Genomic DNA, 25,124 nt, shown 5'->3' with positions numbered 1-25,124 from the left:
TGCCTTCCCGGTTGAGCTCACCACGACAGTCCGGAACGACTGTGGCAAAGAGCTTAACCGTTGCTCGCCCGCGATTCGGCAAGTACGGCAACAATTCTCGGGCCGACCGAGAAACGCGCCGTCCGGAAATTCACAGTTACCCGGCCGGCAAACTTTTCGGCAGCGGGAAAACGACGAATCGGTTTGCTGACACGGAACTTTCGGCATGTGAGAATGGCTGGCATGTCCGACCCGGAGGTGCCGATCGGCGACCGTACGTCCCTGAGCGACGTGTTGTCGCAGTTGCGACTTCGCGAATTACTGATCGAGGTGCAGGACCGCATCGGGCAATTGGTGGGTGCGCAGAGTCGCATCGACCGGCTGATCGAGGCGATGCTGGTCGTCACCGCGGGCCTGGACATCGACGACACCCTGCGGTCCATCGTGCACACCGCGATCGAACTGGTCGACGCGCGCTACGGTGCGCTCGGCGTCCGCGAGACCCGTGGCACCGGGCACAATCTGGCCGAATTCGTCTACGAGGGCATCAACGACCAGACGCGCACGCTGATCGGTGACCTCCCGCACGGCGGCGGCGTGCTGGGGCTGCTCATCGAACAGCCGAAACCGCTTCGCCTGAACGATCTTTCGACGCACCCGACCTCGGTCGGATTCCCCGTGAATCATCCGCCGATGAAGTCGTTCCTCGGGGTGCCGGTCAAGGTGCGCGACGAGGTGTTCGGCAATCTGTACCTCACCGAGAAGGCCGACGGTCAAGAGTTCACCGAGGACGACGAGGCGGTGGTGCAGGCGCTGGCCGCAGCCGCCGGAATCGCGGTGGAGAACGCGCGACTGTACGAGGAATCCCGGCAGCGGCAGCGCTGGCTGGAGTCCACCCGCGACGTCGCCACCGAACTGCTGGCCGGCGGCGAACCGTCGGAAGTGCTCGATACGGTCGCCGATCATGCCCGGGTACTGACCGATTCGGTGTGCACGTTCATCGCACTTCCGGAGGACCCGGACAATTCCGACGACCCCGATGCGGAATTGATGGTGTGCGCCGGCTCCGGCGCGCCCGCCCGGGTGTTGCTGGGCCGCCGAATTCCGGTGCGCGGTTCGCACACCGGTACGGTATTCCGCACCGGCGACGCCGCGACCGCGCGGGAATTGGCCTACAACCCGTTTCCGGATCTGCAGGAACGATTCGGCCCCACGCTGATCCTGCCGCTGCGCGCGCGAAAATCCGTGATCGGCGTCCTGGTCGCGGTCCGCGCGGTGGAGGCCGCCGAATTCGAGGACGCGGCGCTGCCGATGATGGCCCTGTTCGCCGATCAGGCCGCGATGGCCCTGCAACTGGCCGAAACCCAGCGGCGCATGCGGGAACTCGACGTGCTGTCCGATCGGGATCGCATCGCCCGAGATCTGCACGACCGGGTGATCCAGCGCCTGTTCGCGACGGGCCTGGCCCTGCAGGGCACGCTGCAACGCGCCCGCTCGACCGAGATGCGCGACCGCCTGACCCGCAATGTGGACGATCTGCAGTCGGTGGTGGAGGACATCCGGGAGTCCATCTTCGACCTGCACGGCGACGAATCCGGCGCCTCGCCGCTGCGGAAACGGCTGCACGACGTGGTGTCCGACATGACCTCGGCCACCAGCCTGCGCACGGTCACCCAGTTCAGCGGCCCGGTCTCGGTGGTTCCCGGACCGCTGGCCGACGATATGGAGGCGGCGCTGGGGGAGGCGCTGAGCAATGTGGTCCGCCATTCCGGCGCCGACACGGTCACCATCACCGTCTCGGTCACCGACGACGTGACCCTCGAAATCACCGACGACGGAAGCGGTTTCGACCCGGAGGTCACCCGGCGCAGCGGCCTGGCCAACCTCGAGGCGCGGGCCCAGCGGCACGGCGGCCGGGTCACCCTGTCCCCCGCGCCGGCCGGCGGCGCGACCGTGCACTGGTCGGTGCCGCTGCCCTGATCGCGGCGATCGGGTGGCGGGGCGGAGAAGATGACCAATGGCCCTCCCGGCCGGCGGTTCCGGACCGTAGCGTTCCAGATGCGTTTCACACGAGCCCGCACCGGCTCGAACGCCGGATCCGCGCCGGCGACCCGTATACGCTTCGGAGGGCCAGTCATGACCGAGACGTTTTCCGTTCCGTCACCCATCACCCGCGTCGCCGCCGTGCGGCCGCTGCCCGGGGAGGGCGCCGAATCCCCCAGCGGCGCAGCGGCTCTGGCCGAACTCGGCTGCCGGCTGGCCCGGCAACTGTTCGACGCCGGCCTGCGGCTGGACGCCCTGCACGCCGTCTACGATCGCCCGGACGCCTCGCGGGAGGATCTCCGTGCCGCCGGCATCGCCGTCGGCGACATTCTCGATCGGCTGGGCACGATGCTCCACGACACCGGCAAGACCATCCTCGCCGACGCGATCGATCGGATGCCGTACGAGCCCGTCGAGTACGAGCCCACCGACCCGGTCCGGCGCTCCCGCCGCGGACTCTGACCGTTCACCGCGACCGGCCCCCGGTCGGCGGCGTCCACGGCAGGGGCAGCCCGTCGCCGGTGCGGCGCGGGACGTAGTGCACGTGGATGTGCCGAATCGTCTGCGTGGCAGCGGTTCCCGACGATGTGATCAGATTGAAGTCGCCGCCCTGACGCCCGCCGTAGTACTCCGCGTACCCCATCGCGATCCGGACGGCCGCACCACTGGGATGTTCGGCGTGCCAGACGGGGACGAACAACTGGTGTCCGGGGGTCACCGGGTTCAACGGTTCCAGCCGCACCACGACGGAGTTGTAGACCTGGTCGTAGTCGTAGGTCGCGATCCGCGCGCAGAACGGACAGTCCCGAATTTCCGGCATCGCCGCCTCCCCTCCTGTGATCACTCCACGGTAAATCCGGAAGCTGAATTGCGTCCGCAGCGTTCCGCTCGGCTCCGGGAACTTGACACCCGATTCCGCGTGCGGACAGACTCCTGGACACGTGTCCCGTCTCAGGAGGTTCCCGATGGTGTGGCGAGTCGTGCAATGGGCCACCGGTTCGGTGGGGCGGGCGGCGATCGAATGCGTCCGGCGGCATCCGGAACTCGAACTCGTCGGATGCTGGGTGCATTCGCGCGACAAGCACGGCCGGGATGTCGGCGAGCTCATCGGCACGGATCCGCTGGGGGTGGTGGCCACGTCGAGCGCCGAGGAGATTCTGGCGCTGCCCGCCGACGCGGTGGTGTACGCACCGCTGCTGCCGAACCCGAAAGAGGTTGCGGCACTGCTACGTTCGGGGAAGAACGTCGTGACGCCGGTCGGATGGTTCTATCCCGCCGCGGGCGAGGCGGATTCGCTGCGGCAGGCCTGCGCGGAAGGCGGAACCACCCTGCACGGCACCGGAATAGATCCCGGCGGCGTCACCGAGATCTTCCCGCTGATGATGACCGCGATGTCGTCGGCGGTGACGTTCGTGCGCGGCGAGGAGTTCTCCGACATCCGCACCTACGACTCCCCCGACGTGGTCCGGCAGATCATGCTGTTCGGCGCGACCCCGGCCGAGGCCGCCGCCGGCCCGATGCTGTCGCTGCTCGACAACGGCTTCCGCCAGTCGGTGCGGATGATCCTCGACACCCTCGGCATCGCCGCGGACCGCGCCGAGATCCGCGGCATCCACGACTGCGCGGTCGCGACGGCCCCGATCGACTCGCCCATCGGGGTGATCGAACCCGGCCGGGTCGCGGCCCAGCGCTTCCACTGGGAGGCCACCGTCGGCGCGGACACCGTCGTCCGGATCGGCGTCAATTGGCTGATGGGCGAGGAAAACCTCGATCCCGCTTGGACTTTCGGCCCGCAGGGCCCGCGGTTCGAGATGCAGGTGGAGGGCGATCCGGGCAATCATGTGGTGATCCACGGCTGGCATCCCGCCACCGTCGGCGCGGGCCTCACCCGCAACGCGGGCATCGTGGCCACCGCCGCGCATCTGGTGAACTCGATCCCGTACGTGTGCGCCGCACCCCCGGGCATCCGCACCGCCGTCGACCTACCGCTGATCGCCGGTCGGGCACATCCCCGCCTGCTCGGTCCACCGGTGCAGTGAAACCCGCACCCCGTTCCAAAATAGAACGTGTTCCTATACCGTCGGGGTGTGCAGAAAGAACAACGCCCTGCGGTGGCAGGCTGGTTCACCACCGTCGACGACGCGGCACGTCTGGTGGGAAGCCGCTGCGACGCTTGCGGCACACCGTATTTCCCGCGGAACACACTGGCCTGCCGCAATCCGCAGTGCACCGGCCCGAAGAACGGCTCCGAGCTGACCGAGTACCTGTTCTCGACGCGTGGCCGGATCTGGTCGTACGCGGACGCGCGGTACCAGCCGCCCCCGCCCTACGTCTCCCCGGACCCGTTCGAGCCCTATGTCGTCGTGGCCGTGGAGCTCGAGGTCGAGCAGATGGTGATCCTCGGACAGCTCGCCCGCGGCTTCACCGTGGACGATCTGGCCGTCGGCATGCCGGTCGAACTGACCGTAGGCGGGCTGTACGAGGACGAAGAAGCGGAACACACGGTGTGGATGTGGAGGCCGGTCGATGCCTGACCAGAACGATCGCGATATCGCCGTCCTCGGTGCGGGCATGCACCAATGGGGTAAATGGGGACGCAGTTTCATCGAATACGGCCTGGTCGCGGCGCGGGCCGCGCTGGCGGACGCGGGCGTCGACCATCGCGACGTCGGCTACATCGCCGGCGCGGACACGATCCGCAACGGCTACCCCGGCTTCATCGCCGGCTCCACCTTCGCCCAGGCCCTCGGCTGGTCGGGCGCCCGGATCTCGAGCAGCTACGCCGCCTGCGCCTCCGGCGCCCAGGCGATCGCCAACGCCCGAGCCCAGATCCTCGCCGGCCTGACCGACGTGGCGCTGGTGGTCGGCGCGGACGCCACCCCGAAGGGCTTCTTCCAGCCCGTCGGTGGCGAACGCCGCGACGACCCCGACTGGCTGCGCTTCCACCTGCTCGGCGCCACCAATCCCATCTACTTCGCCCTCTACGCCCGCCGCCGGATGGCCCTGCACGGCGCCACCCTCGACGACTTCGCCGCGGTGAAGGTGAAGAACGCCAAGCACGGCCTGAACAACCCCAATGCCCGCTACCGCAAAGAGGTTTCGGCCGAAGAGGTCGCCGCCTCGGCGATCGTCTCGGACCCGTTGCGTCTGCTCGACATCTGCGCGACCAGCGACGGCGGTGCGGCGCTGGTGCTGACGTCGATGGAATACGCCCGCCGGCACGGCATTTCCGATCCGGTCCGGATCCGCGCACTCTCCACGGTGACACCCACCTTCCCGAAAACCGTCCTGGACCTGCCCGACTTCGCGACGGACTCCGCCGTGGCCGTCGCGCCCCAACCCCGGACCTTCCGATCCGCCATCGCGCACGCGGCCTACGAGGAAGCGGGCCTCGGCCCGTCGGACCTGTCCTTCGCCGAGGTCTACGACCTGTCCACCGCGCTCGAACTGGACTGGTACGAGGACATCGGACTCTGCGAGGTGGGCGGCGCCGAGGAGCTGTTGCGCAGCGGCGCGACAACTCTGGGCGGACGCGTGCCGGTGAACCCCAGCGGCGGCCTGGCCTGCTTCGGCGAGGCGATTCCCGCGCAGGCGATCGCGCAGATCTGCGAACTCACCTGGCAGCTGCGCGGCCGGGCCGACGGCCGTCAGGTGCCGGACGCGCGAGCCGGCATCGCCGTGAACCAAGGCCTGTTCGGCCACGGTTCGGCCATCATCGCAACCCGCTGACCTCCGCCTCGCCCGGTGACGTCGGTCATACGGCTTGACTCTGCCATCAGTGTCAGAGTTTAGCGTTCGATCGTTGGCGTCGAAGCGGACGAAGGAGTGGTAATGGCAGCGGTGATCATCGGGGCAGGCCCGGGAATCGGACTGTCGGTCGCCCGGCGGTTCGCGCGAGCGGGCCTGCCGCTCGCGCTGATAGCCCGCTCGGACAAGACATTACGAGCCGCCGCCGAGGCCCTGGAACCCCTCGGCGTCCCGGTGGCGACCTTCGAGGCCGACACCACCGACGAGACGGCACTGCACGCGGCCCTGGCCGCCGCCGAGCGCGCCCACGGCCTGCCCGAGGTCGTCGTCTACAACGCCGCGCTCATCCAGCCGGACGTCCCCGGCCAACTGTCGGTGCGCGCACACGAACAAGCTTGGGCCGTGAACGTCGTCGGCGCGATCAACGCCGCGGCCCGGGTCCTTCCCGCGATGGCCGAACGCGGAAGCGGCACATTTCTCGTCACCAGCGGCATGCCCCGCCCGAAATTCGAGTATGTCAGCCTCTCCCTCGGCAAGGCCGGCGTACGCGCGCTGGTGGAACTGCTCGCCGACCGCTACGGCCCCGCGGGCGTGCACATCGCGAGCGTCACCGTGGACGGCCCGGTGGCCCCCGGCACCGCCTTCGACCCCGACGATATCGCCGAGTACTACTGGCAACTGCACACCCGGAACCGCTCCCGATGGGAACGCGAAATCGTGTACACGGGAAGCGAATCCGGTGCCACAGGCCCCCGCGAACAGGCCCACGCCACGATCGCGGAGACGTTCGCCGCCTGGCAGGCGGCCTTCGACGACCACCGGACTGCCGACATCGCATCCCTGTACACCCCCGACGCCCTGTTCCAGGGCATGGACGCGCGCCTGCGAACCGGCCCGGTGGAGATCCGCGAGTACTACGACGCGGTCACCGCGGGCACGACCGTCGCGGTGACGGTCCTGAACGCGACACCCGTCGCGCCGGGCATCGTGAGCGGATTCGCCGACGCCACCTTCACCCACCGCGACGGCGAGGTCCGCCCCCTCCGCCTGTCGGTGGTCCTCCGACGCGACTCGACCACCTGGCGGATCGCCCATTATCACGCCGCCCCGAACCCGTCCGCGGCCCACCGATAACCGCCCGTCCCGCAACCGAATCCGACAGAATTTATCTCCACCGATAGCCGTCGCCGCAGCTCGGGCACCGTTCCGGTGCCCGGCAGCGGCGGCGCCACCGCACCGGTCCCCGATCTCGGGACGATAATCGTCCGGTGAGCGCCGAATTCCTCTGGTACATACCGAACCAGGCCACACCCGGCCACCGCGGGGACACGGTCACGGCCGATCACAACACCCTCGACACGCTCACCACCCAGGCGCTGGCCCTCGAACAGCACGGCTGGCGGGGCGCCCTGATCGGCACCGGCTGGGGCCGGCCCGACACCCTCACCGTGGCAACGGCACTCGCTGCCCGCACCACCACTTTCGAACCCCTGATCGCCATCCGCCCCGGCTACTGGCGCCCCGCCCACTTCGCCTCCGCCGCAGCCACTCTCGACCATCTTTCCGGTGGCCGGGTACGCGTCAACATAGTTTCCGGCAAGGACGACCTCGCCGCCTACGGCGAATCCGAGGAAGACCAAGCCGAACGTTACGCTCGCACAGCCGAATTCATCACCCTCATCCGCAGACTGTGGACCGAGGAGCGGGTGACCCACACCGGCGCCCACTACCGGGTGACCGATTCGACGGTGGTCCCCCGCCTGACCCCTCGCCCCGGCCGCCCCCACCCCACCCTCTATTTCGGCGGCGCCTCACCCGCCGCCGAACAGGTGGCCGCGACCCTGGCGGACGTACAACTGTTCTGGGGCGAGCCGTATGCCGACCTCGCAACCCGCGTCGAACGCCTGCGAGCACTGGCGGATCGGTACGAAAGACAGCTGCCCCCACTGGAATTCGGCCTGCGGGTGACGACGCTGATCCGCGACACCACCGCGGCGGCCTGGGCCGAAGCCGAAGCGCGGGTAGCCGCGATGGCGGGGGAATCCACTGCCCCCCGCCAGGATTCGCACCGCACCGCGGTGGGTCAGCAACGGCTCCACGATCTGGCCGCCCGCGGCGAGATACTCGACGATAACCTGTATACCGCCCCCGGCCGAGTCGGTGGCGGCGGCGCGGGCACCACCTGGCTGGTCGGCTCCGCTCAGGATGTCGCAAAATCCCTCAAAAAGTATCAGGATCTCGGAATCACCCATTTCATTCTCTCCGATACCCCATATCTGACCGAAATCGCCCGTCAGGGAACACAATTGCTCCCGCTGCTCCGCGACTGAGAACCACCGCCGGTCGGATCACTCGCCGTGCTCCGGCACGGACCGCGATCCGGCGGCTTCGCATCGGAGATCGTGCGCGCCGAACCGAGTCCGGATCGTCGAGGTCGTCGAAAGGAGCCCCGACGCCGATCGCGGCAATTCGAGGATGCGACCGCAGTCGGCAGTCGCAAACGGTTTCGATCCGACACGCCGAAAGTGCTGGTAGGATGACGGTCACCGGAAGTCCGCGATGTCGGCCGAGTCGGCCGGAGGCGATATCGTCGCGCAGCACCGCTTTGAGCGCGTCGTGCTGACGTTGCGCGGTGCTGCGGGTATCACGTTGTGCGGCGGCCTCGTCCGGGTCTCGATGTCCCTTCAGGAGCTGGAAGACGCCGTCGCACAAGCCATCCCCGAAGGACCGCTACCCCGCGTAACCGGTCCCGCCGGTCCGGCCGTGGCCACCGGTGGCGGTGCGGTCATCTCCATCGGTGATGCTCTGCGCCTGGCCTCGCATGCCCACCACTATCTCGCCCTGTTCGACAACAGCGACGGCCGCCCCCTCTACCTCGGCCGCGCCAAGCGTATCGCCTCCGCCGATCAGCGAATCATGTTGCACGCCCGCGACATCGGCTGCACCTTCCCCGGCTGCACCAAACCGGGATACCTGTGCCAGGTTCACCATCGGACCGACTGGGCCACCGGCGGCACCACCGATGCCGACCAGCTGACCTTCGTCTGCGAACCCCACCATCAGCAAGCCGGGACACACGCCACCGGATGGGCTACCATCACCGCCCCGGGCGACCAGCCCGATGCCGGACGCACCCAATGGATCCCGCCGGTCCACATCGATCCGGCCCGGCGCCCCCGGGTCAACCGGTATCACCATCCTGGCGAATATCTCACGCCCACACAACAACCCGTTCACCGAAAACCGGGCTGACCGCCCATGCCCCCGCCCCGCTCCGTCACCGACAGGGCGGGCATAGGCGGATGCGCACGCTGTCGCGAGCCGCGACCGGCCGCCTTCACGACCGCGATCCCGTCCCGTGTACTCCGTGCTCGTCGACCAAGCTCAACTCCTCGTCGGTGAGCGGCGAGAATCGCAGGGCGGCGATGTTGTGGTCCAATTGGGCGGTGGAGCTGGCGCCGATCAGGGCGGAGGTGACCTCGGGGCGGCGCAGCACCCATTGCAAAGCCAGTTGGGCCAGGGACTGGCCGCGGGACTCGGCGAGTTTGTTCAGGGCGGCGGTGCGCTGACGGTAGGTATCGTCGATCATGTCCGGAGACAGGAATGTGCTGTTCTCGGCGCGCGCGCCCCGCGGGATGGTCTCCAGATACTTGGCGGTCAGGAGTCCTTGTGCCAGTGGGGAATACACGATGAGGCCGAAGCCGTCGCGCCGGGCGGTGTCGAGCAGGCCGTTCTGTTCGGGGCGGCGGTCGTAGATCGAGTAGCGGGTCTGGTGGACCAGCAGCGGTACGCCCGCCGCGCGGAGTAGTTCGGCGGCGGCGTGGGCTCGGTCGGGCAGATAGTTCGAGATGCCCACGTACAGGGCCTTGCCCTGTTGGACCGCGCTCACCAGTGCGCCGACCGATTCCTCCAGCGGCACATCGAGATCGGGGCTGTGGTGGTAGAAGATGTCGACGTAGTCGGTGCGCAGGTCGCGCAGGCTGTGCTCGAGCGAGGTCAGGATCGACTTGCGGGAGCCGCCGCGCAGGTAGGGGCTGGCGCCGATCGGGTTGCCCGCCTTCGTCGACAGGATGAGCTCGTCGCGGTAGCGGGTCAGATCCTTCGCGAGCACCGCGCCGAAGGTCTGCTGGGCGGCGCGATGCGGCGGGCCGTAACGGTCGGCATTGTCGAAGTGGCTGATGCCCAGATCGAAAGCGTGCAGGATGATTTCGCGCTGGGTGGTGAACGGGTAGTCGGCGCCGAACTTCTGCCACAGCCCGAATGAGAAGGCCGGCAGGTCGAGGCCGCTGGCGCCGCTGCGCCGATAGGGCAGCGTCTCGTAGCGGTCCGCTGCGGCGGAATAGGGGGCGTCGGCAGGGCGTTCGGTCATGGCGTCCTTTCGGATCGGTCGATCGTACATTCAGAAGTGCCCTGGGGGGCCGGCGATCGGGTCAGGTCGCCGGCCCCCGGTGCTCAATGTCGCGTGCTCGCCTCGAGATTCACCCGCGGCACCGGAATCCCCAGATTGTCCCGGAGCGTCGTGCCGGTGTACTCGGCGCGCAGCACGCCGCGGTCCTGCAACAGCGGCACCACCTTCTCGACGAATTCGTCGAGCCCCCAGGGAACCAGGTGCGACCCGAGGATGAATCCGTCGGAGCCGTCGCCGTGCACGAACGAAACGATGCGGTCGGCCACCTGGGCGGGCGTGCCGACCAGCGCTCCGCGTTCGTACTGATCGATCACCGCCTCGCGCAACGAGAGTTTCTTCGCGGCGGCGACCGCGCGCAACCGTTCGGCGGTCGCGAACCGATCCTGATGGACGAACGCGCGACCCTGGATGATCGGCGGCGCCTCCGGATCCGGATCGATGTCGGGCACCGGCCCCTCCGGATCGTAGCCGGACAGATCACGATTCCAGATCTGTTCCAGCAGAACCAGAGCCGTCTGCCCGGTGACCTGTTCGAGCTGCACCGTGCGGTACTTCTCGAGCGCCTCCGCCTCGGTGTCGCCCAGCACGAAACTCGCGGAGGGCAGGATCTTGATGTCGTCGGCGGACCGTCCGGCCGCCACCGCCCGCGCCTTGATGTCGCGGTAGAAGTCCGCGGCCTGCGGCAGTTTCCCGTACGGGGAGAAGATCGCGTCGGCGTTGGCCGCCGCGAACGCCCGCCCCTGCGGCGAGACGCCGGCCTGCAGGATCACCGGCCGGCCCTGCGGACTGCGCGGTACGGTGAACCGGCCCGAGATGTCGAACTGACTGCCGTGGAACGCGAATGCGCCGGCGTCCGGCCGGGCCAGGTAGCGTCCGGTCGCCGGATCGGCGGCGATGTCGTCCTCGCGCCACGAATCCCACAGCGCGCGTGTCGCTTTCAGAGTCTCCTCGGCCCGCGTGTAGCGATCGGCCGGGTCCAGGAAGCCGCCGCGGCGGAAGTTCTGCCCGGTGAAGGCGTCGAAGGAGGTGACCACGTTCCAGGCGGCCCGCCCGCCGGACAGATGGTCCAGGCTGGCGAACTGCCGGGCCAGTTCATACGGCTCGTTGAAGGTCGTGTTGATGGTGCCGGCCAGTCCCAGATGTTCGGTGACCGCGGCGAGGGAGGCCAGCACGGTGAAAGTGTCGGGCCTGCCGATGATGTCCTGATCGAAGATCTGCCCGGCGCGCTCGCGCAGGGCGAGTCCCTCGGCGAGGAAGAAGAAGTCGAAACGCCCGCGTTCGGCGGTGCGCGCGGTGTGCTCGAAGGTGCCGAAGTCGATCTGGCTGCCCGCCTCGGGATGCCACCACGAGGTGTGATGGTTGACGCCGCCGAGGTAGGCGCCCAGGATGACCTGTTTGGGTTGCGTGCTCACGGTGGCCTCGCTCAGCTGGTCGCGTAACGGTTGGGAACGTCGGACGGCAATCCGAGGACCGCGCGTAGCGGCCCGTCGGGATAACCGGTGCGGAACAGGTTGCGGCGCTGGAGTTCCGGTACGAGCCGCGTGGTGATCGCGGCGAGATCGTCGACCGCGACGCCGGGCCGCAGCCGGAAGCCGTCCACGCCCTGTGCCCGCCAGCCGGCCAGCAGATCGCCCAGCTCCGCGGCGCTGCCCGCGAATATCGCCGCATCCGAGGTGAATTCGGCGCCGGCGAGTTCGTTCAGCCGGTCCAGTCGCTGCCGCCCGGTCGCCTGCGCGGTGTCGAGGAACACCACGAGGTCGGCGTGCACCCGCAGCGGCCGGCCGCCGCGCCCCACCCGCGCCGCGGCGTCGGCCACCTGCGCCACGATCGGTGCGGGCCCGTCTGCGAGGGCGGGCGTGACGAACACGAGATCCGCACCGCGGGCGGCGAATTCGTAGATCAGCGGGGCGTGCGCCAGCGCGGCGACCACGGGCTGTCCCTGCGGTGGGCGGGGCGTGATGGACGGCCCGCGGACACTGAAGTACCGGCCCTCGAAGTCGACGTAGTGCAGCTTGCCGCGATCGATGAAGCGGCGGGACGCCACATCCCGGATCTCCGCGTCGTCCTCCCAGCTGTCCCACAGCCGGCGCACCACCTCGACCACATCGGCCGCCTCGTCGAACAGCTCGCGCGCCGCGTCCGGGAAGGCCCCGGAACCCACCGCCGCGGCCAGTTCGCCCGCGGTGAGCTCCGCGATCGTGCGCCGCCCGAAATGTGCTGCCTCCGTGGCGGTCCCGGACACCCGGACCTGCCAGCCGGCCCGGCCCCGCGAGGTGTAATCGAGGGTCGCGATCGCCTTGGACACATGGAACGGTTCGGTGTGGGTGGCGGTGACCACCGGGATCAACCCGATGTGCCGCGTCACCGGAGCGACGCGCGCCGCCACGAGATGCGCGTCCAGCCGGGCCCGGACCTGGTCCACGACATCGCGCGGCGGCCCGAACCGGTCACCGGGAAGGGACAGACTGTCCTCGACGGTGACATAGTCCAGCAGGCCGCGTTCGGCGGTGGTGACGAGGTCGGTCCAGTAGCCGGGGTCGAACAACTCGCCCGGACGGGAATTCGGTTCGCGCCAGGCAGCCGGATGCCAGCCCGCCCCGTCGAGCGCGACGCCGATGTGCAAGGGGTCCGATGCCATCGTCCCTCATTTCTCTGGGTACCAGACGATTCGGTACCGCCAACGCGCGCCCGCCACCGCCGCGGTCGCCCCCACCCCGCGCCGCCTGCCGTCGTGGTCCGCCGCGCTGACGCATCACCGCAGCTCCGGCGCCCGGATCGGCCGACCCGGCGGACGTGTCAACCCTTCGATTCAGCTCGAGCCCGGGGGAATACGCCGTACGTGGTCGGTACCGTGCGGCCGCCGCGGTCACTTGTCCCGTCGCTGTTCGCGGCCCGGGTTCCCGGCTCAGGCGTCGGCTCTGTGCGGCACCCGGGCCCGACCGGCGACCAGGCGGGTCGCCACCGTCCGGTCCGCCGCGTTTACTCGTCCGCAGCGTCCTGTTCGCGGCTGGGTTCACGGCCTCGGCTCGGCGCAGCGAGTCGCCCGTCGGCGACCACGTGGTCGACACCATCCGGCCCGCTGCATTCCCTAGTCCCCGTCGTGCCGTTCGCGGGTCGGCTTCGGCTCCATGCGGCCACCCGAGCCCGACCGGCGACCAGTGTTCCGGCGCCGCCGCCGCTTTCTCGGACCCGATCGTCAGCCGGCCAGGTCGGCCGGTGCCTCCCGATCGGCGGTCGGCGCGGCGGCGGTAGTGGTCGCGTTCGGGGCGAGGAACGCCGCCGCGACGGCGCAGAGCACGAGCAGGCCGACGGTGAGGTAGAGCGAGTCGGTCATGGCCGAGGCGTAGGGCGCCTTGTCCGGGTCGGCGACGTGCCCGGCGTCGGCGGACGAGGTGGGCAGGGAGTGGGCCGTCAGACGGGCGGTGATCAGCGCGCCGATGCCCGCGCTGCCGAGTGCCGAGCCGACTTGGCGGGTGGTGTTGTAGATTCCCGAGGCCGCGCCCAACTGGGTCAGCGGCAGGTTCCGCAGCGCGGTCGCGGGCAGCGGCGCCCAGATGCAGGCGCTGGCAATCCCGCAGACCGCCGACATCACGCAGATGAGCGCGATGGACCCGTGCGGGGTGGCGAGGCCGATGAACCACAGCAGACCCACCGTGAACAGGACGAAACCGAACGTCGGCAGATACCGCGGCGGCAGCTTGTCGGACAGCCTGCCGACCACCGGCGACAGCACGCCGGACAGGACCGCCATCGGCGCGAACACCAGGGCCGCCTCGGTCGGCGACAGGTCGCGCACCGCCTGCAGATAGAAGTACGACGGCACCATCTGGGCCGTCATCGCCGCGCCCAGCGCGCCGGTCGCCACGTTGCCGAGCGCGAAGTTGCGGTCGCGGAACAGGTTCAGCGGCACCAGCGGCTCGATCCGGTTGCGGCCCTGGTAGATCAGGTACGCGGTGAGCACGACCAGGCCGCCGAGGATCAACCCCCACACCCAGCCGGCCCAGTGGTAGTCGTTACCCTCCTGGATGCCGAACACCAACGCGGACATGGCGATCGCGACCACGATCACTCCCGGTACGTCGAAGCGGTGCCGGTTCGTCGGGAGCGCCGGCACCAGCCACACGCCCAGCGCGAGCGCGACCAGGCCGATCGGCACGTTGACGTAGAAGATCCACTCCCAGCCGCCGTTGTCAATGAGCACGCCACCGAACACCGGGCCGATCAGCGTCGCCACACCGGCGACGCCGCCCCACACGCCCATCGCCGCGCCGCGCTTGTCCGCCGGGAAGATCCGGCCGATCAGCGCCATCGTCTGCGGTGCGATCAGCGCGGCGCCGAGCCCCTGCACGGCGCGCGCGGCGATCAGCGACCCGATGCTGTTGGCCAGGCCGCACCACAGCGACGCCAGCGTGAAGACCGAAAGCCCGGCCAGATACAGGTATTTCGGCCCGAACCGGTCGCCGAGCCGGCCGGTCACCAGCAGCGGCACCGCGAAGGTGAGCAGGTAGGCGCTGGTCACCCAGATCACCTCGGACATGTCGGTGCGCAGGCCGGTCATGATCGCCGGGTTGGCCACCGCGACGATGGTCATGTCCAGCAGGATCATGAAGTAGCCCACGCACAGCGCACCGAGCGCGCCCCAGGGGCTGCGTTCCGTCGACATCGTTTTCCCTTCTCGCAGAAGCGGTACCGGATCCCCGATCCGGCGGCGGCTCACGGCGCGGCGGTCTCGGTGGCGGGCAGGCCGTTCCGCAGTGCCGTGGTGACCGCCGCGCTCAGATTCCCCGCACGTTCGGCCGTCAGCAGGCCCTCGATGTAACCGAGGTTCAATGATAAAGCGTCGGAACCGATTCCGACGGCGAGCATCGTCATCCCGCTGATCGACATACCCGATGCGAACTCGGCGCCGGAGATCCGCCACTCGCCCACCCGATCCGGGAATTCCCGGGTGTCCAGGTAGGTCAGGCAGAGATTGCCGGGGCCGTGCGCGTCCAGGCGCTCGATGACCTCGCCTGCCCGGTCCGGGGTCTCGGGCACCAGGAATTCGATGCCGGCCAGACCGGCCAGATGCGCGCGGTCGGCCACCCGCGCGGCGAAATCGCGCTCGAACTCGGCCGCGACGGCCCACAACGACGGCCCGGCCGGAATCGGCAGCCCGAGCATCGCCTGGTACGCGCCGGTGCGAAGGTCGTCCAGCGGCCGTTCCAGATGTTCCCGGAACAGCACCGAGACGCCGATGGTGTGATGTGCCTGCGGCGCACCGGTATCCGCGGCGGCGGCGCGGGCCAGCGCGGCGGCCACCAGGCTGCGTGGCGTGACGCCGTGCTCCTGGCAGGCCGCCAGCAGTGCCTCGTAGTCGGCGCCGGTCACGACGCGGCGCACCGACCGGGTGAACCGTTGCGCGGGAGCCACTTCGGCGTCCGCCGCCAGCCGCACCGGATGCCGCGAGCCGTCCCGCTGCGCGTCGGCCCGTAACCGTTCCAGCGCCCTCCGCTTGCCCTCCGCTCCCCGGAATTCGCTGGGCAACAGCGCTTCCGGACCGGGCAGCGCCGGGATCTCGGGTACCCAGCCGGTCGTGCCGGCCGCGGCGAACTCCAGCACCTGCCGGGCGAACGACAGGATCGTCACGGCGTCGGCGATCGTGTAGACCGAGGTCAGGATCAGATCGTGGATACCGGGCGCGACGGTGACCAGGGTGGCGCGCAGCGGCGGCGCGCCGGCGGCGAACCGTTCCCGCAGTTCGGTGTCGATCTCGGCGGTCCAGTCTCCGGAGGTGGCCTCCCGCAACGGAATCGGCTGTGCGGCGATCGGTACGAAGCACGGGTCGCGACCCTCGTCGCTGTGGACGACGGCATGCAGCATCGGATGCCGCCGGACCAGCGCGGCCAGGCCGGTGCGCACGGCCTCGGCGGTCAGATCACCGTCGACGCGGAGCCGGGACACGATGTGCAGCGGTGCGACCCGATCGACGGTCCAGTGCCAGCGTTCCAGCGGCGACAGCGGCCGCGGCAGGGTGCCACCCCCTTCCGGATCGCCCAGGCCCGGCCAGGTCATCGGCTCGAGCATGCGGGTCCGGCCGCCCTCCTCGCCGGGTTCGGACATGTAACGGTCACGGGCGGCGACCACTTCGGGATCGACGGTCTGCTCCAGGTGGCCGAGCTTGCGCGATTCGTCGACGAACATGGTCATGCGGGCGATCCGGCGGTGTTCGTAGCCGCGCAGCGCGGTCTCGGCGTCGTCGTGTGTCGCCAGGGCGTGCGCCAGCACGATCGCGTCCTCGATCGCGGCGTTCGCGCCCTGGCCGAGGCTGGGCAGCATGGGGTGGGCGGCGTCGCCGAGCAGCGTGACCCGGCCGCGACCCCATTCCGGCAGCGGCGGCCGGTCCTGTGCGGGCAGCGCCAGGATGTCGGCTTCGGGTGTGCCCGAGATGATCTCGGCGATCTCCGGCGCCCAGCCGGTGAACCGGGCCAGCAGGTCGGCCTTGTCGTGCGGCCACGCCGCCGCCAGTTCGGCGGTGGTGGTCAGCGTGCCCCACCAGTAGATCCGGCCGTCGCCGAGGTCGCTGATGCCGAATCGCTGTCCGGTGCCCCAGTATTGGACCGACTCACCGGGTTCGACGACCGGATGGTCGAACCGCGCGAGCGCGAGCCAGCACACGAATTCGCCCGAGCGCGGTGGTTGCGCACCGTGCAGCCGGGCCCGGATCGTGGAATTGATGCCGTCCGCGCCGATCAATACATCGGCGGCCAGCGTGCGGCCGTCCGCGAGTTCCACCGCCACCGCGTCGGCGGTCTCGGTGAATCCGCGCACCTCCGCGCCGGATTCGACTCGCAGATCGGGGCCGCAGTGGGACAGCAGCACCTCATGCAGGTCCGGCCGTGCCAGAACCACCGCCGGCGCGCCGAGCAGGGCCTCCATCGGGGCGACGTCGACCCGGCGCATGACCGAACCGTCCGGCCGCCGGTAGCTCGCCGACCGCGCCCGCTCGCCGGCCCGCAGCAGATCCTCGTCGATCCCCGTGCCCAGGGTGCGCAGCGCGTTCATCGCGTTCGATTGCAGGGACAGGCCGAAACCGGCTGCGCGCAAGGTCGACCCGCGTTCACACAGTACGACCTCGAGGCCGGCCCGGCGCAGCGCCGCCGCCGCGGTGAGGCCGCCGATACCGGCTCCGACGACGAGGGCCGAACGCGCGGGAGAATTCACGGAATGTCCTTGCTGTAGCGGAACGGAACGGTTCACGAGACACTCGCCGTGGTGGGGCCGAGCAGTCGCTCGAGCTGGGCGGCCACCTCGACGACCCGCGGCGGTTGGATGAGCGTGAGATGATCGCCGGACACCTCGATCACGTCGATTCCCCCGGCGGCGTGGACATCCCAGCCGTTGGTGGGGTCCCGATGCAGGGTGCCGACCCGATCGTGCGACAGGCGCAGCATCGCCGGCAGCGGTTCGGCGGCGCGCAACAGGGTGATACGGCCGGCGTAGGGCTGCGGGCGATAGCCGGTGAACGCGCGCCAATTGTTCACGAACACATCGAACAGCCGCCGGACCAGCGCCCGCGAACCGGCGGCGGGCAGCACGCCCGCCTCGACGGCGGCCGCGAGCATGAAGTCGAAAACCTCGTCGTCGCCGACGAGTTCGGCCGGGATCTCGACCGCGGCGTCGTCCGCGCCGCGCGCCGGCAAGAGCAACTCCCACAGGAAGAATTCCCGCAGCCGGTGCTCCGACACCGGTGCGGCGTCGCCGTGCCCGACCGTCATGGCGTCGATCAGCACCAGTGTGCTCACCTGCTCGCCCACCTCGGTCAGCTGCCGGGCCATCTCGAAGGCCGTCATGCCGCCCAGCGACCAGCCGCCCAGGTGGTAGGGACCCTCCGGCTGGATCCGCCGGATCGCGGCGAGATGGTCGCGCGCGATCTCCCGCATCGACGCCGACGCGACGGTGCCCGGTTGCAGGCCCGCGGACTGCAACCCGAAGAGCGGCCGGCCCTCGGGCAGCAGCTTGCCCAATTCGACGTAGCAGAGCACATTTCCGCCGATCGGCGGCGCCAGGAACAGCGGGGCGCCCTCGCCGTCGCGCAACCGGACCAGCGGATCGACTCGCGCGTCCGGCCGTTCCCGCAGCCGCCGGGCCAGCGCGGCCACCGTGGGGCCGGTGGCCAGCGACGAGACCGGCAGCGAGATCCCGAACCGCTGTTCGAGGGATACGATCAGCCGCACCGCGGTCAGCGAGGTACCGCCCAGCGCGAAAAAGTCGTCGTGGACGCCGATTTCGGTCAGTCCCAGCGTTTCGGCCACGAGTGCCGCCACCACCGATTCGGCCGGGGTGCGCGGCGCCACCGCGCCGACCGGCGCGACGGGCGGCAACGGCCGGGCGGCCAGTACCGCGTCGGCCCGTTTACCGCTGGGAGTCAACGGCATCGCGTCCAGCCGGACCACTCGCGCGGGAATCATGTACTCCGGCAGCCATTCCCGGAGCGCGGCCAGGATGCCGGGTTCGTCCACACCGGCGCGGGAACCGACCAGGAACGCCACCAGCCGGGTGTGCGCACTGGAGTCACCGGCACTGTGGTGTGCGACGACGGCGACCTCGGTGACGCCCGGCAGCGACGCGGTGACCCGCTGCAGGGCCAACTCCACCTCCATCGGTTCCACCCGATGACCGCGGATCTTGACCTGCCCGCTCCGGCGTCCGTCGCACACCACCTCGCCGGTGGGCAGCCGGCGGCCGATATCGCCGGTGCGATAGAGCCGCGCGCCGGCCGTGCCGGGATGCGGCCGGAAGGCGGCAGCGGTCAGGCCGGGGCGGCCGAGGTAGCCGTCGGCCAGTGCCGCGCCGCCGAGATGGATCTCACCGGGCACCCCGTCGGGCACGGCCCGAGACTGGTGGTCCAGGATCAGGATCTCGGCGTTGCCGATCGCGGTCCCGATCGGCGGCAGCACCGGGAACCGCGCCGGGTCGCCGATCATCGTGTAAGCGGTGGCGACATGGGTTTCGGTGGGGCCGTACTGATTTTCCAGGATCACGCCGGTGCCCGCGGCACAGAGGGCGCGGATCTCGTCGGTGATCCGCAATTGCTCACCGGCGGAGACGATCACCCGCAGCGTCGCCGGCGCGGTGCCCAGCCGGGTGGCGGCCTCGGCGAGTTGCTGTAAGGCCACGTACGGCAGGAAGATCCGCTCGGTGCCGGTGGTCCGCAGCAGACCGGCCAGCGCGGGCAGATCGTGCCGTTGTTCCTCGGTGAGCAGGACCAGCCGCCCGCCGCCGCACAGCGTCGACCAGATCTCCTGGAACGCGACATCGAACGACAGCGGCGCGAATTGCGTTGTCACCGGGGCGCGTCCGGTCTCCGGCAGCCGTCCGCTGGGCGCCGACAACTGCCACCGGATCAGATTCGCCAGCGCCCGGTGCGGCATGGCCACCCCCTTCGGCGTGCCGGTCGAGCCGGAGGTGAACAGCACGTACGCGGTCGCGGCCGGGGGGACCTGGGGCAGCTCGGCCGACGGGGGCGAGTTGAGCAGTTCATCCAATCGCAGGCACGAATACTCCTGCGGCACAGTCGTTTCGAAACCAACGCCGGTGATCACCGCGACCGGCCGGGCCTGCTCTAGCATGGCCTGCCGGCGAGGCAGCGGATAGCTCACGTCCAGCGGTACACAGGCGGCACCCGCTTTCGCGATGGCGAGCACAGTGGCCACCAGTTCCGGCCCGCGGTCCATCGCGAGCGCGATCCGGTCGCCAGGCCGGACCCCACGTGCCACCAGGGCTGCTGCGATTCGTTCGGACATATCGGCCAGTTCCGCGTATGTGACGGTGCGGGAACCGAATTCGAGGGCGACGGTCTCCGGCGCCGCAGCGACGCAAGCGGCGAACAGATCGATCACGGTGCCGGGCCCAGGGGCAGCTGTGGGCTGTTGCGGCGTGACTGGAACGAACGTGCCGGGATCGGTGTCGGTTGTGGGCTGTTGCGGTAGGGCTGGAGTGGGCGTGCCGAGGTCGGTGTCTGTTGCGGGCCGATACGGTGCCGCCGCAGCGGGCGTGCCGGGATCGGTGTCCGCCGCGAGCAGTCGGGGCGTGTCCGGAGCGAGGGCTCCGAAGTCGGCCGGGCCGGTGGGATCGTCGGTGAGCAGGCGCAGGATCGCGAGATACGTGTCGCCGATCAGCGTCAACTGGTCGTGGGTGTAGTGGGTGGGGTCGCCGTCGAGGCGCAACGACAGGCTGCCGTCGGACGGGTTGCGGACGGCGTTGACCAGCAGGGCGAAGTTGGTATCCTCTCGGACGTCGACGCCGAGCAGTTCCACGTCCAGGGCTCGCAGGGTCGCGCCGAAGGCGTGGAAGTGGATGTAGTTGAACGCCGTGTCCAGCGTCAGGCCGAGGTCATGCTGAATCTCGGTGAGCGGAAAACGCTTGTGCGGCGCGCTGTTCCGCTCCTGTGCGAAGAGGGCGGTCAGAACCCCGAGCCGGCTGTCGCAGCCCGCGAGGTCCAGCCGGAACGGCATGGTGTTGAGGAACAACCCGGCCGTACGCTCGGCATCGAGCAGATCCGGCCGGCCATGCGTGACCACGCCGGTCGTGACGTCCGTGCGGCCGGACAGCCGGCTCAGGGTGCACAGATGGGTGGTCAGCAGCACCGTCTTGAGGGGCAGGTGCGCCTCGGCGGCCAGCCGGTCCGCCCGCTCCCGCAGGGCGGCGGTGATCGGAATCGACACGGATATCCGGGCATTCGCGGCCGCGGGTCCGGTGGCGGGAGCGATCGGCACGTGCGGCCGCATGCCGGGGATGCGGGTGGATTCCGCACCGGCCAGCAGTTCGGTCCAGTACCGGCGGTCGACGGGGTCCGCGATCGACTCCCGTTCGGCGCGTACGTATTCGGCGAACGACGGCAGCTCGGGCTCTCGGCCCGAACCTCGGGCCGGTGCGCGATAATCGGCCAGCAGCTCCGACAGCACCGTGGCCACGCTCCAGCCGTCGAGGATGGCATGGTGGAACGACAACACCAGATCGATCCGGTCCGCGCGCCGGAAGATCGCCACGTGGAACAGCCCGGGCCGGCCGAAATCGTAGGGCTCCGTTCGCCGTTGCGCGACATGGTGTCCCACGACCGCGTCGGCCGTCTCCGGTGCCGCCGCCCGCAGATCGGTGATCGTCAACGGTGCGTCCACGTGGTGATGGACCAGCTGCAACGGTTCGGAGAAGGCGGCGGGCTCGAAGGAGGTCCGCAGCACGGGGTGCCGTGCGACGGCCCGCGCGAGGGCGGTGCGCAACGCCGCCTCGTCCCAGTCCATGCGCAGCGAGTACCGGAAAACATCTTGGTAGAGCGGTGTTCCGGCACGTTCGCGACTGTGGAACAGCATGCCCAGTTGCAGGCGGGTCAGCGGATAGGCGTCGGCGACGTGGCCGAGCCGGGCCCGGTCGATCACCGCCACCAGTTCGAAGGGTGTCACCGCCGCTGTGGCCGTCTCCGCGACGCGGACCCGTTCCGCCAGTTCGGCGATGGTCGGTGATTCGGCCAGATCGCTTGCGGCGAAGGACAATCCGCGCGCCTCGGCGCGCGCCCGTACCCGGAGCAGCAGGATCGAGTCGCCGCCGAGGTCGTAGAAGTTGTCCGTCACCGAGATCGACTCGCGGCCGAACACCTCGCGCCAGATGCCCGCGAGCTGATCCTCCACCCGGGTGCGCGGCGGGCTCGCCGGGCCGGCCGCGCCGCCGGGCCGGATCGCGGCCAGCGCGTTCCGGTCGGTCTTGCCGCTCGGCGTGCGGGGGATGGCGTCGACACCGATGAACTCCGCGGGAATCATGAACTCCGGCAAGGTGGTCGAGAGCGCGGCCCGCAGCGCGGCGGGTTCGAGCGGGCTCGCGGACACACAGTAGGCGGCGAGCCGGCTGCCGCGGCCGGGTGACTGCCACTCGATGACCGCGGCGGCGGTGATCCCGGGTACGGCGGCCAGGGCGTTCTCCACCTCCCCCGGTTCGACGCGGTTGCCGCGGATCTTCACCTGACGGTCGATCCGGCCGAGATATTCCAGGTCGCCGTCCGCCAGCCGGCGGACCATGTCGCCGGTGCGGTACATGCGCTCCCCGGGATGGAACGGATCGGGGACGAACTTCTGCGCGGTCAGCTCCGGCCGGTTCCGGTAACCGCGCGCGACACCCGCGCCCGCGATACCCAATTCGCCCGGCACACCGACAGGTTGGGGCCGGTCGGCGGGTCCGAGGACGTAGAGGCGGGTGTTGTCGATCGGCCGGCCGAGCGGCACCCGGGTCACCGGCAGGTCCGGGTCGGTGGGGCAGTCGTACCAGGTGACGTCGACCGTCGCCTCGGTCGGGCCGTACAGATTGACCAACCGCGGGGCGCGGGCGCCGAGCGGTTCGAAGGCCCGATTCCAGCGTGAGACCTGATGCGGCAGTAGCGCTTCCCCGCTGCAGAAGACGATCCGCAGCCGCGCTGCCCGGGATACCAGCGACGGACCGGCCTCCAGCAGCTCCAGGAAGGGCGTCAGCATCGACGGCACGAAATGCAGCACCGTGACACCGAACTCGTCGACCGCGTCCAGGATGTCGCGAGGATCCTTCTCACCGCCGGGCTTCAGCAGCGCCGCGCGAGCGCCGGCGAGCCCCCACCAGAACAACTCCCATACCGAGACGTCGAACGACGCCGGTGTCTTCTGCAGGATCACGTCGTCGGGCCGCAGCGGGTACCGGCGCTGCATCCAGGCCAGCCGGTTGATCACCGAACGATGCTCCACCTCCACGCCTTTGGGCAGCCCGGTGGATCCGGACGTGTAGATCACATAGGCCAGTTCGGCACCGCCGGGCATCGGCCCGGGTCGCGGTTCGGCCACCGCTGCGCCCGCGGTCCAGCGGTCGGAGGTCAACGCGGTCACGCCCGCGCGCCCGGCGATCGCCGCACCGGTGGCATCGGTCAGGGCCACGGCCGCGGCACTGTCGGTGAGCAGGAATTCGATCCGCTCGGCCGGATAGCCCGGGTCGATCGGGACATAGGCGGCGCCCGCGTACATGGTGGCGAGAATCGCGACCACCAGATCGATCCCGCGTTCGAGCACGACCGCGACCGGATCCCCGGGCCCGATGCCGTTCTCCCGCAACCGGATCGACAGCGCTACCGTCCGATCCACGAGTTCCCGGCAGGTGAGCGCGGGCCCGGCGGCCGGGTACAGCGCGACCGCCTCCGGAGTGCGCTCCGCCCGCGTCAGAATCGCGCCCGCCACGTTCGCCGAATCGTCGTAGGGACGTTCGGTGGCCCGCTGCCGGTCGATCAGCAGATCGTGGTCGGCCGGGGGCACCACGGACAGTTCGGCCGGATCGGCGTCCAGCATGGCGATCCCGCTGTCCAGCAGCGTGATCAGTCCGGCGACGACGGATTCGACGGTGTAGTCGGCGTCGAAGACATCCACGGCGTAGTCCAGCCGGATCGGCAGCGGGCCCTCGTCCACCTCCATGATCGTCCAGGCCATCGTGTTCGGGCTGTAGGCCGGTAGGCCCGAGCCGGCGAACGTGGTCGACACCGACGACTGCCCCGGGCTCTGCCCCTCGACCCGGCCGCGACCGGGCGGCAGCCGGACATAGGAGACGGTGACGTCGAAGAACCGCTGCACCCGGTCACCGGCCCGGCGCAGCTCGGCCACCAGATCGCCGAGCGGGTACCGTTGATGTTGCTTCATCTGGCGCACATCGGTTTTCACCGCGTCCACCAGCGCCGCGACCGTCGGATGCGCGGCGGTCCGGATCGGCAGCGGCAGCGTATTGGCGAAGTTGCCGACGGTAGCCTGCTCGGCCGGATTGTTGCGGTTGCTGAACGGGACACCGAGGACGATGTCCTCCGACCGCAGGACTCGGGACAGGTAGACGCCGAGCATCGCGCACAGGTACGGGTACAGCGAGAGACCGGCCGCCCGGATGCGGTCGACCAGCGCCCGATCGAGCGTGAACCCCCGGGTGACGATCGGTGCGAGCTCCTCGATGCCGTGCCGGCGATCGAACAGCGCGGGTGTGACGCCGCGCAACCGGGACGTGAAGGCGCCGCGATCGATGCGGTACTGCGCGCTCGCCCGGTAGTCGCGTTCGTACGCAAGGCATTCGGCGAACGAGGATCCCGGCAGGTCGGGCGGGACCCCGGTCCCGGCGGTCACCGAGTAATCGTTCAGGAGCTCGGCCCGGAAGTTGCGCAGTCCGGTCGCGTCGACCATCAGGTGGTGCGCGGTGGTGACCAGATGACAGGAGATGTCACCGGCCCGGATAATGGTGAAGCGGAACGGCTCCGGGCCGGTCACGTCGATCGGCGAACCGGTGAGCTCCCGAATGTACTGCTGTGCAGTCGCTTCCGGATCGTCGGCATCGGTGACGTCGAGCACCCGCACCGGCGGGATCCGGCCGGGCGGCAACTCCTGATAGGGCACGCCGTCGGACACTCCGTAGCGCATCCGCAGGCCGTCGTTTCGTCCCAGTGTACGCTCCGCCGCCGCGGCCATCGCCGGCACATCGACGGGAATAGTCAAGTGCCACACCGCACAACAGAGATAACTGGGCAGATCCGGATGTAGCTCGGCGACCGCCCAGATATCACGCTGGTAAGCGGTGAGCGGCAGACGGGTGGAAACAGACATGGGTACCCCACTGTGAACCGTTGCGATGCACCGTCACGAGACGGCGCGGTTCGACCATGTCGAACCCGAAACTGTTGCGTTGCAATGAATCCCACGACCAAGCTAACGCTCGGTCTCCATTCGACAGCCTAACCGAAGAACGGTGGGTGATGTCAACGGAAATTACCGGCACTGGGAAACGGCCGCTCCGGCATCGCGACAGCGGCGAATGTCGCGAAAATCGGTCAGCACCACAACTTTCGGGGGTTGCCGGCATCGCCGGCCGGCCTGCGGAGCCGGGCCGTCCGGCACCGATCCGGCGGGCCCCGGGCGATATCCGGGTGCGC

14 protein-coding genes and 2 pseudogenes are annotated in these 25,124 nt (G+C 69.8%); 8 read left to right on the top strand and 8 right to left on the bottom strand.

Annotation, left to right across the window (positions count from 1 at the left end; genetic code table 11):
- Window positions 1-222: 222 nt before the first annotated feature.
- Together NRB56_RS16665 and NRB56_RS16660 are read left to right on the top strand one after the other, a co-directional pair.
- Window positions 223-1,959 (top strand): sensor histidine kinase, encoded by a 1,737-nt coding sequence (locus NRB56_RS16665; protein WP_153343220.1) that lies wholly within the window; start codon window positions 223-225, stop codon window positions 1,957-1,959.
- Between the two features lie 156 nt (window positions 1,960-2,115).
- Window positions 2,116-2,484: a hypothetical protein gene (locus NRB56_RS16660; protein WP_153343218.1), complete on the top strand. Its 369-nt coding sequence runs from the start codon at window positions 2,116-2,118 to the stop codon at window positions 2,482-2,484.
- Window positions 2,485-2,488: 4 nt separating this feature from the next.
- On the opposite strand, the gene NRB56_RS39030 is transcribed toward NRB56_RS16660, so the two are convergent.
- Complete coding sequence (locus NRB56_RS39030) at window positions 2,489-2,842, bottom strand: HIT family protein (protein ID WP_227837869.1); 354 nt, start codon at window positions 2,840-2,842, stop codon at window positions 2,489-2,491.
- Between the two features lie 145 nt (window positions 2,843-2,987).
- On the opposite strand from NRB56_RS39030, the gene NRB56_RS16650 reads away from it, so the two are divergent.
- From NRB56_RS16650 to NRB56_RS16630, 5 genes are all read left to right on the top strand, one after another.
- Window positions 2,988-4,061, top strand: coding sequence for an NAD(P)H-dependent amine dehydrogenase family protein (locus NRB56_RS16650; RefSeq protein ID WP_153343216.1), 1,074 nt, complete (start codon window positions 2,988-2,990; stop codon window positions 4,059-4,061).
- Between the two features lie 48 nt (window positions 4,062-4,109).
- Window positions 4,110-4,556, top strand: a complete 447-nt coding sequence (locus NRB56_RS16645) for a Zn-ribbon domain-containing OB-fold protein (protein ID WP_406603489.1) — start codon at window positions 4,110-4,112, stop codon at window positions 4,554-4,556.
- Window positions 4,549-5,751 carry a lipid-transfer protein gene (locus tag NRB56_RS16640; RefSeq protein ID WP_153343214.1) on the top strand — a complete coding sequence of 401 codons (1,203 nt, stop codon included), beginning with the start codon at window positions 4,549-4,551 and terminating at the stop codon, window positions 5,749-5,751. Before NRB56_RS16645 ends, NRB56_RS16640 begins: the two co-directional genes overlap by 8 nt.
- A 102-nt stretch (window positions 5,752-5,853) precedes the next feature.
- Window positions 5,854-6,903 (top strand): SDR family NAD(P)-dependent oxidoreductase, encoded by a 1,050-nt coding sequence (locus NRB56_RS16635; RefSeq protein ID WP_153343212.1) that lies wholly within the window; start codon window positions 5,854-5,856, stop codon window positions 6,901-6,903.
- A 134-nt stretch (window positions 6,904-7,037) separates the two neighbouring features.
- Window positions 7,038-8,099 (top strand): LLM class flavin-dependent oxidoreductase, encoded by a 1,062-nt coding sequence (locus tag NRB56_RS16630; RefSeq protein ID WP_319943090.1) that lies wholly within the window; start codon window positions 7,038-7,040, stop codon window positions 8,097-8,099.
- Between the two features lie 202 nt (window positions 8,100-8,301).
- On the opposite strand, the pseudogene NRB56_RS16625 reads toward NRB56_RS16630, so the two are convergent.
- Window positions 8,302-8,442, bottom strand: a pseudogene (locus NRB56_RS16625) (DUF222 domain-containing protein); the annotation flags it as partial.
- Window positions 8,443-8,535: 93 nt separating this feature from the next.
- Here NRB56_RS16625 and NRB56_RS16620 point away from each other — a divergent pair.
- A pseudogene (locus NRB56_RS16620) lies at window positions 8,536-9,021 on the top strand (DUF222 domain-containing protein); the annotation flags it as partial.
- Window positions 9,022-9,106: 85 nt separating this feature from the next.
- Here the strand turns inward: NRB56_RS16620 and NRB56_RS16615 are convergent.
- The 6 genes from NRB56_RS16615 to NRB56_RS16590 all read right to left on the bottom strand — a co-directional run bounded on the left by NRB56_RS16615 (window position 9,107) and on the right by NRB56_RS16590 (window position 24,798).
- Window positions 9,107-10,138, bottom strand: a complete 1,032-nt coding sequence (locus NRB56_RS16615; protein ID WP_153343210.1) for an aldo/keto reductase — start codon at window positions 10,136-10,138, stop codon at window positions 9,107-9,109.
- A gap of 83 nt (window positions 10,139-10,221) precedes the next feature.
- Window positions 10,222-11,589 carry an NtaA/DmoA family FMN-dependent monooxygenase gene (locus NRB56_RS16610; protein ID WP_319943089.1) on the bottom strand — a complete coding sequence of 456 codons (1,368 nt, stop codon included), beginning with the start codon at window positions 11,587-11,589 and terminating at the stop codon, window positions 10,222-10,224.
- 11 nt (window positions 11,590-11,600) lie between these two features.
- Entirely contained in the window at window positions 11,601-12,815 is a 1,215-nt protein-coding gene (locus NRB56_RS16605) for an LLM class flavin-dependent oxidoreductase (RefSeq protein ID WP_153343208.1), read from the bottom strand.
- A 558-nt stretch (window positions 12,816-13,373) separates the two neighbouring features.
- Window positions 13,374-14,840, bottom strand: coding sequence for an MFS transporter (locus tag NRB56_RS16600; RefSeq protein WP_153343206.1), 1,467 nt, complete (start codon window positions 14,838-14,840; stop codon window positions 13,374-13,376).
- Window positions 14,841-14,890: 50 nt separating this feature from the next.
- Window positions 14,891-17,380 carry an FAD-dependent monooxygenase gene (locus NRB56_RS16595; RefSeq protein ID WP_194290887.1) on the bottom strand — a complete coding sequence of 830 codons (2,490 nt, stop codon included), beginning with the start codon at window positions 17,378-17,380 and terminating at the stop codon, window positions 14,891-14,893.
- Window positions 17,381-17,412: 32 nt separating this feature from the next.
- Window positions 17,413-24,798, bottom strand: a complete 7,386-nt coding sequence (locus NRB56_RS16590; RefSeq protein WP_153343202.1) for an amino acid adenylation domain-containing protein — start codon at window positions 24,796-24,798, stop codon at window positions 17,413-17,415.
- Between the last annotated feature and the right edge of the window lie 326 nt (window positions 24,799-25,124).

The organism is Nocardia aurantia, assembly GCF_009604425.1.
In the GTDB taxonomy this organism is placed as follows: Bacteria; Actinomycetota; Actinomycetes; order Mycobacteriales; family Mycobacteriaceae; genus Nocardia; species Nocardia aurantia.
This window is presented reverse-complemented; position numbering and strand designations above follow the sequence as displayed.

What these genes read in the sequence shown, in the direction of transcription:
- NRB56_RS16665 (WP_153343220.1), top strand. Translation starts at nt 223, where the DNA reads ATGTCCGACCCGGAGGTGCCGATCGGCGACCGTACGTCCCTGAGCGAC.
- NRB56_RS16660 (WP_153343218.1), top strand. Translation starts at nt 2,116, where the DNA reads ATGACCGAGACGTTTTCCGTTCCGTCACCCATCACCCGCGTCGCCGCC.
- NRB56_RS39030 (WP_227837869.1), bottom strand. Translation starts at nt 2,842, where the DNA reads ATGCCGGAAATTCGGGACTGTCCGTTCTGCGCGCGGATCGCGACCTAC.
- NRB56_RS16650 (WP_153343216.1), top strand. Translation starts at nt 2,988, where the DNA reads ATGGTGTGGCGAGTCGTGCAATGGGCCACCGGTTCGGTGGGGCGGGCG.
- NRB56_RS16640 (WP_153343214.1), top strand. Translation starts at nt 4,549, where the DNA reads ATGCCTGACCAGAACGATCGCGATATCGCCGTCCTCGGTGCGGGCATG.
- NRB56_RS16635 (WP_153343212.1), top strand. Translation starts at nt 5,854, where the DNA reads ATGGCAGCGGTGATCATCGGGGCAGGCCCGGGAATCGGACTGTCGGTC.
- NRB56_RS16615 (WP_153343210.1), bottom strand. Translation starts at nt 10,138, where the DNA reads ATGACCGAACGCCCTGCCGACGCCCCCTATTCCGCCGCAGCGGACCGC.
- NRB56_RS16605 (WP_153343208.1), bottom strand. Translation starts at nt 12,815, where the DNA reads ATGGCATCGGACCCCTTGCACATCGGCGTCGCGCTCGACGGGGCGGGC.
- NRB56_RS16600 (WP_153343206.1), bottom strand. Translation starts at nt 14,840, where the DNA reads ATGTCGACGGAACGCAGCCCCTGGGGCGCGCTCGGTGCGCTGTGCGTG.
- NRB56_RS16590 (WP_153343202.1), bottom strand. Translation starts at nt 24,798, where the DNA reads ATGTCTGTTTCCACCCGTCTGCCGCTCACCGCTTACCAGCGTGATATC.